16 protein-coding genes are annotated in these 14,028 nt (G+C 40.5%); 12 read left to right on the forward strand and 4 right to left on the reverse strand.

Annotated elements, in window-relative coordinates:
- Positions 1-5 precede the first annotated feature (5 nt).
- The 3 genes from gloA2 (at position 6) to V471_RS06900 (ending at position 2,891) form a co-directional block, all read left to right on the forward strand.
- Entirely contained in the window at positions 6-407 is a 402-nt protein-coding gene (gene gloA2 / locus V471_RS06890; RefSeq protein ID WP_045772368.1) for an SMU1112c/YaeR family gloxylase I-like metalloprotein, read from the forward strand.
- Positions 408-521: 114 nt separating this feature from the next.
- A complete protein-coding gene (locus tag V471_RS06895) occupies positions 522-1,490 on the forward strand; it encodes a DUF1002 domain-containing protein (RefSeq protein WP_049527111.1) in 969 nt (322 codons plus the stop codon).
- Positions 1,491-1,628: 138 nt separating this feature from the next.
- Positions 1,629-2,891 (forward strand): NRAMP family divalent metal transporter, encoded by a 1,263-nt coding sequence (locus V471_RS06900; protein ID WP_049527112.1) that lies wholly within the window; start codon positions 1,629-1,631, stop codon positions 2,889-2,891.
- A gap of 125 nt (positions 2,892-3,016) precedes the next feature.
- On the opposite strand, the gene V471_RS06905 is transcribed toward V471_RS06900, so the two are convergent.
- The 4 genes from V471_RS06905 to yghU all read right to left on the reverse strand — a co-directional run bounded on the left by V471_RS06905 (position 3,017) and on the right by yghU (position 6,098).
- Positions 3,017-3,259, reverse strand: coding sequence for a type B 50S ribosomal protein L31 (locus V471_RS06905; protein WP_003093591.1), 243 nt, complete (start codon positions 3,257-3,259; stop codon positions 3,017-3,019).
- A 106-nt stretch (positions 3,260-3,365) separates the two neighbouring features.
- On the reverse strand, positions 3,366-4,298 hold the full coding sequence (locus V471_RS06910; RefSeq protein WP_049527122.1) for an FAD:protein FMN transferase: 933 nt from the start codon (positions 4,296-4,298) through the stop codon (positions 3,366-3,368).
- Positions 4,285-5,229, reverse strand: coding sequence for a DHH family phosphoesterase (locus V471_RS06915; protein ID WP_049527123.1), 945 nt, complete (start codon positions 5,227-5,229; stop codon positions 4,285-4,287). The genes V471_RS06910 and V471_RS06915 overlap by 14 nt, the downstream gene beginning before the upstream one ends.
- A gap of 80 nt (positions 5,230-5,309) precedes the next feature.
- The gene (gene yghU, locus V471_RS06920) at positions 5,310-6,098 is read right to left on the reverse strand and encodes a glutathione-dependent disulfide-bond oxidoreductase (RefSeq protein WP_049554083.1); all 789 of its coding nucleotides are present in this window, start codon (positions 6,096-6,098) and stop codon (positions 5,310-5,312) included.
- 174 nt (positions 6,099-6,272) lie between these two features.
- On the opposite strand from yghU, the gene add reads away from it, so the two are divergent.
- From add to V471_RS06965, 9 genes are all read left to right on the forward strand, one after another.
- Positions 6,273-7,283 carry an adenosine deaminase gene (add, locus tag V471_RS06925; RefSeq protein WP_084871332.1) on the forward strand — a complete coding sequence of 337 codons (1,011 nt, stop codon included), beginning with the start codon at positions 6,273-6,275 and terminating at the stop codon, positions 7,281-7,283.
- Positions 7,284-7,467: 184 nt separating this feature from the next.
- A complete protein-coding gene (locus V471_RS06930) occupies positions 7,468-8,064 on the forward strand; it encodes a thymidine kinase (RefSeq protein ID WP_045772372.1) in 597 nt (198 codons plus the stop codon).
- Positions 8,065-8,101: 37 nt separating this feature from the next.
- Positions 8,102-9,181 (forward strand): peptide chain release factor 1, encoded by a 1,080-nt coding sequence (gene prfA / locus V471_RS06935; protein ID WP_049554084.1) that lies wholly within the window; start codon positions 8,102-8,104, stop codon positions 9,179-9,181.
- The gene (gene prmC / locus V471_RS06940; RefSeq protein WP_049554085.1) at positions 9,178-10,011 is read left to right on the forward strand and encodes a peptide chain release factor N(5)-glutamine methyltransferase; all 834 of its coding nucleotides are present in this window, start codon (positions 9,178-9,180) and stop codon (positions 10,009-10,011) included. Before prfA ends, prmC begins: the two co-directional genes overlap by 4 nt.
- Positions 9,998-10,609 carry an L-threonylcarbamoyladenylate synthase gene (locus V471_RS06945; RefSeq protein WP_049554086.1) on the forward strand — a complete coding sequence of 204 codons (612 nt, stop codon included), beginning with the start codon at positions 9,998-10,000 and terminating at the stop codon, positions 10,607-10,609. The genes prmC and V471_RS06945 overlap by 14 nt, the downstream gene beginning before the upstream one ends.
- Before the next feature lies 1 nt (position 10,610).
- Positions 10,611-11,048 (forward strand): GNAT family N-acetyltransferase, encoded by a 438-nt coding sequence (locus V471_RS06950; protein WP_049554087.1) that lies wholly within the window; start codon positions 10,611-10,613, stop codon positions 11,046-11,048.
- 131 nt (positions 11,049-11,179) lie between these two features.
- Entirely contained in the window at positions 11,180-12,430 is a 1,251-nt protein-coding gene (glyA, locus tag V471_RS06955) for a serine hydroxymethyltransferase (protein ID WP_002891158.1), read from the forward strand.
- 5 nt (positions 12,431-12,435) lie between these two features.
- On the forward strand, positions 12,436-13,413 hold the full coding sequence (locus V471_RS06960) for a nucleoid-associated protein (protein WP_004182031.1): 978 nt from the start codon (positions 12,436-12,438) through the stop codon (positions 13,411-13,413).
- A 1-nt stretch (position 13,414) separates the two neighbouring features.
- Complete coding sequence (locus V471_RS06965; RefSeq protein WP_037611402.1) at positions 13,415-14,026, forward strand: lysozyme family protein; 612 nt, start codon at positions 13,415-13,417, stop codon at positions 14,024-14,026.
- Positions 14,027-14,028: the final 2 nt, after the last annotated feature.

Genomic DNA, 14,028 nt, shown 5'->3' on the forward strand with positions numbered 1-14,028 from the left:
AAAATATGTTTTTAAATACAGTGCACCATGTTGCTATTATTGTTTCTGATTATGAGTTGTCTCGAGATTTTTATGTCAATAAACTTGGTTTTGAGATTATTCGGGAAAATCACCGTAGAGAACGCCATGATTATAAGTTAGACTTACGTTGTGGGGATATAGAACTTGAAATCTTTGGCAATAAGACCAGTGATCCGAACTATGTGGAGCCACCTAAACGTCCATCTTATCCTGAGGCATGTGGCTTACGTCATTTAGCTTTCAGAGTGACTAATATTGAAGAGGTCGTCAAGAGTTTAGAAGAAAAGGGTATTTCCTGCCAACCTATTCGCAAAGACACTTTTACCGGTGAAAAGATGACTTTCTTTGCTGATCCAGATGGTCTTCCCTTGGAGTTACACGAGTAGTTTTTTTGACCTTAATTTTTTAAGTCATGGTATAATAAATTCACGATTGGACTCATAGCCAGTCGTCCTTTAGGAGATTATGGAATAATATTCTATTTTCGAAAGGAAACACACATGAAATTGAAAAAACTACTTGTTACTGGGATGGCTTTATTGGCTTCAGTAACAGCCTTCACTTCGGTTGCGCAAGCAGCAACATCATCGCAAGTCCAAAAGGTCATTGATGAATCTTATGTTCAACCAGACTATGTGATGGGGTATTCATTGTCGGAAGAGCAACGTAATGAAACCTTGAATTTGTTAGGGTATGACAGCAGTAAGGATACTAATGTCAAGACCTTGACGACATCTGCATATGCGAATATCATGAACGTTGCTGACGATTCTAGTCTTCAGCTATATTCTTCTGTTAAGATTGCTAAGCTTGGTGCTAAGGAAACCTTGAGTGTAGAGATTGTGACACCGCAAAATATCACGAAAATCACTCCAGATATGTACCGTAATGCTGCCACGACACTTGGTATCGAACACGCTAAGATTACGGTAGCAGCACCAATCGCAGTTACTGGAGAAAGTGCCTTGGCTGGTATTTACTATTCCCTTGAGCAAAATGGGGCTAAGGTTTCAGATGAAAGCAAAGAGCTTGCGCAGGAGGAACTTAAAACCCTTTCTCAAATTAATGAGGAAAATTCAGGTAAGACTGACTATGATGCGGACAAGCTTAATGTAGCTATGACTGATATTAAGTCAGCAGTTGCTGATAAAGGGGATAAGTTGACTGAAGACCAAGCTAAAACGATTGTTCAGCAGACTATCAATAATTACAACTTGGATCTTTCTGATACGCAAATTAACCTTCTGGTGAATTTTGCTTTGAATTTATCTAAGTCTTCAATCATTGACAGTGCTAGCTTTAAGTCAACCTTGAGTTCACTTAAAGATTCTATCGTTTCGAAAGCTGGTAATACCTTCTCTGGAATCAACCTAAACTTTAATGCCAACAAAGCGGTTGAGAACAGCAAAAATATTTTTGCACAAATCTGGCAAGCTATCGTAGATTTCTTTACAGGACTTTCTAAATAGTAAAAGAGCTATCCGTTGGATGGCTTTTTCTATTTTTCAGAAAATATGTGAAATGCTATTGAAATTATTCCAACAATTGTGTAAAATGGTAAACATCAATTCAGATTATTCTGAAAATTTGTTTTAGGAGATTCTCTTATGTCACAAACAAGTGTAACTAGTCAGTCTACCTGGCGTAGTAAAATAAAAGCAATGGGACCTGGTATCCTAATGGCTTCAGCGGCCGTAGGTGGTTCCCATATCGTTTCATCAACCCAAGCTGGTGGTTCTTATGGATGGGCCTTGTTAGGCTTGGTTATTCTAGCTAACCTCTTCAAATACCCATTCTTCCGTTTTGGTGCTGAGTATACCGCAGATACAGGTAAAACCCTCGTTGAAGGTTATGCTGAGAAAGGTAAATTCTATCTTTGGGTATTCTTCATTTTGAATGTCTTCTCAGCCTTGGTTAATACTGCGGGAGTTTCTATTCTTTGTTCAGCCATCATTGCTAGTGCCTTTCCAATGCTTGGTTTGAGTATTACCACATGGTCAATTATTTTGGTTGCCATTATCTGGGGTATGTTACTCTTTGGTGGTTACAAACTTCTTGATGGTATGGCCAAATGGATTATGTCAGCTTTGACTATCGCAACAGTAGCAGCAGTTATTATTGCGGCAATCAAACATCCGGAGTACAATGCTGACTTCGTTGAAAAAACACCATGGCAGCTCGCAGCCCTTCCATTTATCGTTTCACTTCTTGGATGGATGCCAGCACCAATTGAAATTTCAGCCATTAATTCACTTTGGTCAGCTGAGAAAAAGAAAACTGTTGATTTCAACACTGATGATGCCCTCTTTGACTTTAACGTTGGTTACATCGGAACAGCTATTCTTGCGGTATTCTTTGTAGCACTTGGGGCTCTTATTCAGTATCCAACTGGTAAGCCAGTAGAAGCCGCATCAGCTAAGTATATTGCACAGTTTGTTGGTATGTACGCATCAGTGCTTGGTGAGTGGTCACGCTATTTGATTACCTTTATCGCTTTCTTGTGTATCTTTGGTACTGTAATTACCGTTATTGATGGTTACTCACGTGTTAACGAAATTTCTCTTCGTCTTTTGTTTAACCAAAAAGAAAAAAATCAAACACCTTTGAATATTTGGATGACCTTGACAGCTATTCTTGGTCTCATCATTATTTTCTTCTTCCAAGGTCAAGTAGCAACCATGCTTCGTTTCGCCATGATTGGTTCATTCCTTACAACACCTTTCTTTGCGCTTTTGAATTATGTACTTGTTACAAAAGAGAAGAAAGACCTTCCAACTTGGTTGAAAGGACTTGCTATTGCAGGTTTGATTTTCTTGTTTGGATTTGCTCTCTTCTTTATCTGGGCATTGGCTATCGGTAAAGCAGGTTAATAGGATTAAACGGTTTCCATATGGAAGCTGTTTTTTTATTTTATAGGAGGGGAGTAGGAGAGATTATATCCAAGAGCATACAAAAAAACCATTCCAATCGGAATGGCTTAACAACAAGATGTTGCTTATTTGAGACCGTATTTTTTGTTGAAACGATCCACGCGTCCGTCTGCTTGAGTGAATTTTTGACGGCCAGTGTAGAATGGGTGTGAATCTGATGAAATTTCTACACGGATAAGTGGGTAAGTTTCACCTTCGAATTCAACTGTTTCGTTTGAGTGTTTAGTTGAACCGCTAAGGAATTGGTAACCAGTAGTTGTGTCCATGAATACTACTTGACGGTAATCTGGATGGATATCTTTTTTCATGTTAAAATATTTCCTTTCTGCCATGGTACTTTCCGCACCATAGTTTTTTTTAACTATTTTAGTTTATCAAAAGGTGGTCTACTTGACAAGTCTTTTTTACTATTTTTTAGGAAATTCGCATTTTGTAAATGCCACCTGTCTGAAAGCAGTGATTGTCTTTATCAACGATGATTGCTTCCAGCTCAGCTTGTGAACTAACTTCCTGGAAAATATGTTCGAGACTAGAGCCAAATAAGCGGGTTGTCCAAATTTCACCATCCACTGAGAGGGATGAAATAATGGTAAGGCTGGCTAGGTCACTGGAGACTGGATAACCAGTTTGGCTATCAAAAATATGATGGTAGGTTTTGCCATCAATCTCAAAAGTGCGTTCATAGATTCCCGAAGTGACCACAGACTGGTCTCTTATAGCAAGCACCATAAGATTTGTGTTTCTAGTCTCCTTAGGATTTTGAATACCAATTCGCCATTTGTGGTCTGGATTATGGAGGGCTGGTCCAAAGGTTAGGACATTGCCTCCGAGATTGATTAGGGCACTGGTTACTTTTTCAGCTTTAAGAAAATCTGCAATACGATCTGCAATATATCCTTTTGCTAGGGCACCAAGATCAATTTTCATCCCTTTTTCTTTGAGAAAAACGCTTTGAGTTTCCTCGGATAGAAGAATGGCATTGGGATTGATGATGTCCAGGAGTGGACGAATTTCTTCAGGAAGAGGCAGCTTAGCATCAGAAAAACCAATGCGCCAAGTCTGAATGAGAGGCCCAATAGCAATATTAAGGTGACTTCCAGGTTGGCAGCTATGCCATTTTCCAAGAGAAATAAGTTCAAAAAGCTCTGGGTGAACTGTCACTGGATGTAAGCCTGCTGCCTTGTTAATTTTCATGAGTTCGGAACTGTCGTCATTGGCTGAGAAGCGCTTATTGTAGGTATGTAGAAGTGCTTCAACTTGGTCTAGCAGGGGTTCTGGTTCTTTATGATAGATAGAGACGTCAATCACAGTTCCCATGAGACGTACACGACGATTAGTGAGTTGCATGGGCAACTGTATCCTTGATTTCTTGATAGATTTGTTCGTTTTCTTCTAAGCTGTAGGAATTGGCCCCACTAGCAAGTGGGTGGCCGCCACCATCATGGCGTTTGGCAATCTCGTTGATGACAATGCTTTTACTGCGTAGACGGACACGGTAATGCCCTTCAGGTTGCTCTACGAAAATAGCCCAAGATTCGACGCAATCAATACGGCCTGGAGTGCCAACAATGGCAGAACTTTCAGCATCAGTGACATTGAATTCATCCAAAATCTTTCGTGTCAAGACAACTCGAGCTGCACCATTCTCATCGACCTCAAGATTATCGAAAACATAACCTTGTAGTTTAGCAATTTTGAAAGGAAAACTGTCCATACGACGAGCCATTGCTGCAAAATCAAAGTCGTATTCACGAAGTTTAGCTGCGATTTGAAGTGTTTTAGGAGTAGTAGATGGAAAGAGGAAGCGGCCTGTATCGCCAACAATACCATTGTAAAGAACACGAGCAGCGGCATCTGACAAGGAAAGACCAAGGCTGAGGGCCCAGTCAGTCACAATTTCGCTGGCACTTGAAGCAGTCGTATCAACTAAGAGGAGGTCTCCGTAAGCATCATCGTTAGGATGATGGTCAATTTTGATAAGGAAGTCACCTTTATCAAAACGGTCGTCGTCGATACGAGGGGTGTTGGCTGTATCGGTAACAATAACAAGCGCCCCTTCATAATCTTGGTCAGTTACCTCATCCATCTCAGCAATCCAAGATAAGGTAGGCTCATTGACACCAGTCACAAGGACTTTTTTATCTGGAAAGTTTGTTTTTAAAATTTCCTTCAGTCCTACCTGACTACCAATGGCATCTGGGTCAGGTCTTTGGTGGCGGTGAATAATAATAGTGTCGTAGGCTTTGATTTTTTCTAAAATAGCTTGAAATACAGTCATGAATGTCTCCTTGTCATTTTGCTTCTATTATATCATGAAACAATAGAAAAACGGTTAGCCTAGGCAAACCGTTATAAAAATTAGATCTCTTTATAGTCGACTTCAAGTCCGCGTTTAACCGCTGGACGGTCGGCAATTTTTTTAGTCCAAGCTTGAAGGTGCTTGTATTCTTTAACGTCAAGGAAAATACCAGCCTTATCCCAAATCTTATCTTGAGCAAGACGACCATACCAAGACCAGATGGCAATATCAGCGATAGTATATTCATCACCAGCAATATAAGGTTTGGTTGCTAATTCTTTATCCAGCAGGTCAAGTTGGCGTTTGGCTTCCATGACAAAACGGTTGATGGCATATTCGATTTTTTCAGGTGCATAGTGGAAGAAGTGCCCAAAGCCACCACCTAGAAAAGGCGCAGCACCTGTTTGCCAAAAGAGCCAGTTGAGAACTTCCGTACGTTTTGCGTGATTAGTTGGAATGAGTTTGCCGAATTTTTCAGCCAAGTAAAGGAGGATGTTAGCTGATTCAAAGACACGAACCGGTTGGTCCTCAGAGTAATCCATCATTGCTGGAATCTTTGAGTTTGGATTGATTGAAACAAAGTCTGAGCCAAATTGGTCACCGTCACCAATCTTAATACGATAAGCGTCATAACCTGCTTGAGTTACACCAAGTTCTTTCAATTCTTCCAGCATGATAGTTGCCTTGATACCATTTGGTGTCGGAAGAGTATAGAGTTGGAAAGGTTGGTCACCTTTAGGTAAAGTTTGTTCAAAACGTGCACCAGCTGTAGGTTGATTGAGGCCACCCCAGGCACCTCCCATAGAGGTTGGGTTTTCCCAAACTACTGGTAAAATATAGTCAGACATAAAGTTTCTCCTTGTATTCTTGATAGTTACATCCTAACAAAATGCTAATGGCATTTCAAGAATCTACTACGTCCTATTAGGCGCAACACCTTGACTTTTTCCATAAGAATGATAAGATAGTAAAAATTAATTTTTATCTGATAAAAAACATATTGTTTAGAGAGGAAGAAAAGAATGACTGCTATTGATTTTCATAAGTTGGCTAAAACAGAACTACACTGCCATTTGGATGGTTCTCTATCATTGGAAACCATTCGTCACCTAGCTGACTTGGCACAGATTGAGTTACCTGAGGACGATGCAGAGCTCAAACACCATGTGACAGCACCTGCTACCTGTGAGAGTCTCTTAGATTATCTTGAGGCTTTTGATTATATTCGTCCTTTGCTTCAAACAAAGGAAGCCTTGACCGTTGTGGCTTATGATGTTGCTAAACAGGCTGCTCTTGAAAATGTTATCTATATTGAAGTGCGTTTTGCTCCAGAATTGTCAATGGATAAGGGATTGACTGTCGCTGAAACCATTGATGCTGTTTGTCAAGGCTTACGTCAAGCTCAAGAAGAATTTGGTATTGTAGCTAAGGCCCTAGTTTGTGGCATGCGCCAATCAGATCAAGAATTAACGGCCCGTATTCTTGATGAAGCAAATGAAGTTGAAAATAGTGACTTTGTTGGTTTTGATTTTGCTGGAGATGAGCATCATTATGGACCTAAAGCGATTAAACCTCTGATTGAACAAGTCCAAAGTTACAACCGTCCCATGACTTTCCATGCTGGTGAGTGTGGTTGCCCAGCCTTTTTGGCTGAGTCAATTGCCATGGGAATTAAGCGTAATGGTCATGCAACGATCCTGGCTCAAGAGCCTGAGCTTCTGGAAGAGTTTGTCAAAAATGGTGTCACAGGAGAGTTATGTTTAACAAGTAATCTCCAGACCAAGGCAGCCGTTACAGTTTCTGATTTTCCTTATCTAAAAATGAAAGCGGCAGGTGCTAATATTACCATTAATACGGACAATCGTACCGTTTCTGATACAAACCTGACCAAAGAGTACGAACTCTATCACAAGCATTTTGATAGCTCAGTTCAAGACTTCTATGCTCATAATAAGACGGCAATCGAAGCTTCATTTGCTAGCGATGAGGAGAAAGAAGAACTTCTTGAAAAATTGGCTAAAGCCTATTCATAAGAAACTATTAGACTGGTAAAACTTTATCAGGAAGATAAGATTGAGCCGTTTGAAACACAAGTTAAACCTATCATAAAAATAAGGGAGTGAGGCGAACTTTTTTCAAAAATTGTTCAGTCTCCCTCCCTTTTACGCTTAGAATTATGATAAAATAAGTACAATACATATTTTAGAGGAGACTGGTTTGGCACAACTTTATTTTCGCTACGGCACCATGAATTCTGGGAAATCCATTGAGATTCTTAAGGTTGCCTATAATTACGAAGAACAAGGAAAACCAGTGGTACTATTGACCAGTCGTTTGGATAATCGAGATGGGGTCGGCTATATCTCTAGTCGTATTGGCATGAAACGGAAGGCCTTTCCTATTGGTGATGATACAGATATTTTTGGTTACGTTGCTCATATGGATCCACGACCTTACTGTGTTTTAGTTGATGAGGCTCAGTTTTTAACCCGTGCAAATGTCTATGATTTGGCACGAATTGTTGATGAGTTAGATATCCCAGTGATGGCTTTTGGTCTCAAAAATGATTTTCAGAACAATCTCTTTGAAGGATCTAAGTATCTTTTGCTTTTGTCTGATAAGATTGATGAGATTAAGACTATTTGTCATTATTGCTCGAGAAAGGCAACCATGGTTCTTCGTATGGAAGATGGTAAGCCAGTTTATGAGGGAGCACAAGTTCAAATTGGAGGACACGAGAGTTATATCTCTGTTTGTCGAAAGCACTGGTTTAATCCCCCTCAAGAAAACATAATCCCTTTGAATAAGGCCTAAAAACGACTATTAGTTATATAAGGAGTAAAGATAACAAATGAATATTTATGATCAGTTACAAGCGGTTGAAGACCGTTATGAGGAATTGGGTGAATTGCTTAGTGACCCTGAAGTCGTTTCAGACACTAAACGCTTCATGGAGTTGTCACGTGAAGAGGCAAATACTCGTGAAACGGTGACAGCTTACCGTGAGTACAAGCAAGTCATTCAAAGTATCTCAGATGCTGAAGAGATGATTAAGGAAGCAAGCGGTGATCCTGACTTGGAAGAAATGGCTAAGGAAGAACTCAAAGAATCCAAAGCCGCTAAAGAAGAGTATGAAGAACGCTTGAAAATTCTTCTCTTGCCAAAAGACCCTAATGATGACAAGAATATCATCCTCGAAATCCGTGGAGCCGCAGGTGGTGATGAAGCTGCCTTGTTTGCAGGTGACCTTTTAGCTATGTACCAAAAATACGCAGAAACACAAGGTTGGCGCTTTGAGGTTATGGAAGCATCTTACAATGGTGTTGGTGGTATCAAAGAAGTGGTTGCCATGGTTTCAGGACAATCAGTCTACTCAAAACTCAAATATGAATCAGGAGCACACCGTGTACAACGTGTGCCTGTGACTGAGAGCCAAGGTCGCGTTCATACCTCGACAGCAACTGTTTTGGTTATGCCAGAAGTTGAAGAAGTAGAGTACGAAATTGATCCTAAGGACCTTCGTGTCGATATCTATCACGCATCTGGTGCTGGTGGTCAGAACGTCAATAAGGTTGCGACTGCGGTTCGTATGGTTCACATTCCTACTGGAATCAAAGTAGAGATGCAAGAAGAACGTACACAACAGAAGAACCGTGATAAAGCCATGAAGGTTATCCGTGCACGTGTTGCGGACCACTTTGCACAAATCGCTCAAGATGAACAAGATGCTGAGCGTAAATCTACTGTTGGTACAGGGGACCGTTCAGAGCGTATCCGTACTTACAACTTCCCACAAAACCGTGTAACGGATCACCGTATTGGTTTGACCCTTCAAAAACTAGATACAATTTTGGCTGGGAAAATGGATGAAGTCATTGATGCTCTTGTTCTTTACGATCAAACTCAAAAATTGGAAGAGCTTAACAAATGATTCTAGCGGATGTTCTTGCTGACTATGAGAAGCAGCTTGAGGCTGTTGGAGAAGAGCCAGAGGCCCTTTCCTTTGTTTATCGTGGTTTGAAGCAGTGGGACTTGACTCATCTTGTTCTTCAATTGCGTCAGGAAGTTTCAGAGGAAGATGCTGAGTTATTAGCTCATGCATTTAGCCAATTAAAGAATCACAAGCCTGCCCAGTATATCTTGGGCTATGAAGACTTTCATGGCTTACGTTTTCAGGTTGATGAGCGTGTCTTGATTCCACGTCCTGAAACTGAGGAACTAGTTGACTTGATTTTAGCGGAAAACCCAAGCACAGAGCTTAAGGTTCTTGATATCGGAACTGGGAGTGGTGCTATTTCGGCATCCCTGAAAAAGAGTTGCCCCCTGTGGCAAGTAACAGCTAGTGACTTATCAGTGGATGCGCTAGAGCTTGCCAAGGAGAATGCTAAGCTAAATCAGGTAGACATTAGCTTTGTTCAATCGGATGTTTTCGAAAATATTTCTGGCAGTTTTGATATCATTGTGTCAAATCCTCCCTATATTTCTGAAAATGATAAGAACGAAGTTGGTATCAATGTCTTGGCTAGCGAGCCAAAGATGGCCTTGTTTGCTGATGAAGAGGGACTTGCCATTTATAGACAGATTATTGAGGAGGCAAATAAGTATTTGACTCCTAGTGGAAAGCTCTACTTTGAAATTGGCTATAAGCAGGGCCAGGATTTGAAGGGACTCTTGTCTCTACATTTTCCAGATAAGCGAGTGCGTGTCCTTAAGGACCAATTTGGACAAGATAGAATGGTCGTGATGGATGATGAAAAATAAGAAAGTGTTAAGAGAAATCTTGTCTGACGGTGGCGCAGTTGTTCTTCCTACAGAGACTGTCTATGGTTTATTTGCTAAGGCTTTGGATGAGAGTGCTGTGAACCATGTCTATGAGCTGAAAAATCGTCCTAGAGATAAAGCCATGAATTTGAATGTCGCTTCTTATGAAGATATCCTGTCTTATTCGAAAGAGCAGCCCAAATATTTGAAACAATTGTATGATGCTTTTTTGCCTGGGCCTTTGACTATCATTTTAAAAGCTAATGATAAAGTCCCAAGATGGATTAATTCAGGATTGGCGACAGTTGGCTTCCGTTTGCCAGATCATCCTGTCACTAGAAAACTGATTCAAGCAGAAGGGCCCTTGATTGGCCCCTCAGCCAATAAGTCTGGGAAGGCTAGTGGTCGTTATTTTGACCAAATAAGAGACCAATTTGATTTTCAGGTGACTGGCTATCAAGATGATGATGCCTTGTTAGGTGTAGATTCGACAATTTTGGATTTGTCTGGCAACAAGGTAAAAATTTTACGGCAAGGTTCTATCACTCAAGAAGACATTCTTGCCAAGCTACCAAAAATCCCTTTCGAGGAGGTATAACATGCTACGTGATTTGATAGCGACAGATGTTGAAGCAATTTGTGAGATTAACAAAGAGGCTTTAGGTTATGCTTTTAGTTCAGAGGAAACGGCTAGTCAACTAGCTAGATTATCCAAAGACCCACATCATTTTCTACTAGGTTATGAGGATGATGCTAGTCATGAACTCCTTGGCTACGTTCATGCAGAGGTTTATGAATGTCTCTATTCCAATGTAGGATTTAATATCTTGGCTTTAGCAGTTTTACCTCAAAGACAAGGGATGGGGATCGGTAAAATTTTACTTGAAGGGTTGGAGCAAGAAACAAAAAGACGCGGTTATGAGTTTATTCGCTTAAACTCTGCTGACCATCGTCTGGGTGCGCATGCATTTTATGAAAAAGTAGGTTATACTTGTGATAAGATGCAGAAACGGTTTATTAAATTGATAAAAGGATAAGACCTATTGGCGGCTCTACCCGAGTTGACCATAGAATAAATGACTAACAGAGACATATGGAAGTGTGAGATAATTTCCGACTGTATGTGGGTGAGTTGATTGAACCCCATTAGACCTCAAAGGAGACCTCTATGATTTTTGATAAAGAAGATTACAAAGCATTTGACCCTGAACTTTGGAACGCCATCGATGCTGAGGCAGAACGTCAGCAAAACAATATCGAGTTGATTGCCTCTGAGAACGTGGTATCTAAAGCAGTAATGGCTGCTCAAGGAACTCTCTTGACTAACAAGTACGCAGAAGGCTATCCAGGTAAACGTTACTATGGTGGTACAGACGTGATTGATGTGGTTGAGTCTCTTGCTATTGAGCGTGCCAAAGAACTTTTTGGAGCAAAATTTGCCAACGTGCAACCTCACTCAGGTAGCCAAGCCAATGCAGCAGTTTACATGTCTTTGATTCAACCAGGTGATACGGTTATGGGAATGGATTTGTCAGCGGGTGGTCACTTGACACATGGTGCACCAGTTAGCTTCTCTGGTAAGACCTATAACTTTGTGGCATACAACGTTGATAAGGAAACTGAACTCCTTGATTACGATGCTATTCTGGCTCAAGCTAAAGAAGTACAACCAAAACTCATCGTTGCTGGGGCTTCAGCTTACTCACGTATCATTGATTTTGCTAAATTCCGTGAAATTGCTGATGCTGTAGGTGCTTACCTCATGGTAGATATGGCTCACATTGCCGGTCTTGTAGCCTCTGGTCATCATCCAAGTCCAGTTCCTCATGCACATGTGACAACTACAACAACTCACAAGACGCTTCGTGGCCCTCGTGGTGGTTTGATTTTGACTGATGATGAAGATATCGCTAAGAAATTAAATTCTGCGGTCTTCCCTGGTTTGCAAGGTGGTCCATTGGAACACGTTATTGCTGCTAAAGCTGTTGCTCTTAAAGAAGCACTTGATCCTGCCTTTAAGGAATATGGGGAAAATGTTATCAAGAATGCTGCTGCCATGGCTGACGTTTTCAATCAACATCCAGATTTCCGTGTTATCTCAGGTGGCACTAACAATCACCTCTTCTTGGTTGATGTGACTAAAGTTGTTGAAAATGGTAAAGTTGCACAAAACGTTCTTGAAGAAGTTAATATTACTTTGAACAAGAATGGTATTCCTTACGAGCAATTGTCTCCATTCAAGACATCAGGTATCCGTGTTGGTAGTCCAGCCATCACAAGTCGTGGTATGGGTGAAGCTGAGAGCCGTAAAATTGCTGAATTAATGGTTGAAGCTTTGGAAAATCACGATAAACCTGAAGTTTTGGAACGCATTCGTGGAGAAGTTAAAGCTCTTACAGATGCCTTCCCACTCTATTAAAAACTATGTTAGATTTATATATTAAACGCATTATCATTCACCAGTTTTCGCCAAATGATACGGAGCTGGTTTTAGCAGAAGGGCCTCTTGAAATAACGCCACGCTTAGATGAGTATTTCCGAAAGAAACTCTCTAAAGTTTTCTCAGATGAGGCTAAACGTGGTTATTTCGATGCAGAGAATGTTTTCATCAGTCATTTAGGTGATGATTTGATGGAAAGCTCAGTTAAGATTGCCCAACTTTGGAAGGAAGAATTTGTCATTTCTGAAGATCAAAAGACCAATGATTTGGTCTTTATTCAGTTTGACAAAGAAGGGCAAGAGTATTTTGCTTTCTTGCGTATTGCTCTCAAGGATAGTTTGATTCATTCTTTGGGAGATAGCCAACATCCTATTCAATTGTCACAGAATAATTTGCCTTCTGCAGCCCAGACACCTGATGAAGCTTTGGTAATCAATCGTAGTAGTAAGCAGTATTATTTGATTGAAAAGCGAATCAAGCATAATGGAAGCTTTGCCAATTATTTCTCTGAAAATCTGTTGCAGGTCCAGCCTGAACAATCTGTCAAAAAATCGATTAAGATGGTTGAAGATACTGCCCAGAAGATTGCCGAGAATTTTAATCAGGATGACTTTAACTTCCAAGGGAAAATGAAATCTGCTATTTTCAATAATTTGGAAGAAGATCAAGAGTTATCACCTGAAAAATTGGCAGACCAGCTCTTTGATAATAATTTGACAGCTCGTTTGACCTTCGTTGATGAGCTCAAAGAGGCCATACCTGAGCCTATCTCGGTATCAGATATTGACCATTCGCGTCAAATTAAGAAATTGGAGAATCAAAAATTATCGTTATCGAACGGAATTGAGTTAATTGTGCCTAATAATGTGTATCAGGATGCTGATAGTGTTGAGTTTATTCAAAATCCTGATGGCACCTACTCTATTCTCATCAAAAATATCGAGGATATCATCAATAAATAATATGTTTAAATGGATAAGACGTCTGGCGGTTTTTGTCGTAGTCCTCATCATAGGTATCCAATGCTATCGAATCCATGCCAATATTCAACATGTCTTAACCTATGAATCCATGGTTAAGGAGGTTTTGGCAGAGGACGACATTGATAATACAACCAATGTCGATTTGGTTCTGGCTATGATCTACACAGAAACCAAGGGGAAGACAGATGACGTGATGCAGTCCAGTGAAAGTTCTACAGGGGTGACCAACTCCATAACAGATCGAAAAGAAAGTATTCGTCAGGGGGTGACGGTGCTGTCGGAAAATCTGGAAGAAGCTGCCCACCATAAGGTGGATCCTTGGACAGCAGTACAAGCCTATAATTTTGGTAAGGCCTATATCGATTATGTGGCTGATAATGGTGGAGTTAACACCGTCGAACTCGCAAAGGCTTACTCTAAAAATGTCGTTGCTCCGAGTCTAGGAAACACCAGCGGGAAAACATACACCTATTACCAACCAGTTGCCATGTACTATGGTGGCGGAAAACTTTATACAAATGGCGGAAATATTTACTACGCTAAGGAAGTACAGTTTAATCTCTTTTTGATGCGTATGTTCTCACGCCTTTAAAG

It is taken from the genome of Streptococcus salivarius (genome assembly GCF_002094975.1).
Classification (GTDB): domain Bacteria; phylum Bacillota; class Bacilli; order Lactobacillales; family Streptococcaceae; genus Streptococcus; species Streptococcus salivarius_D.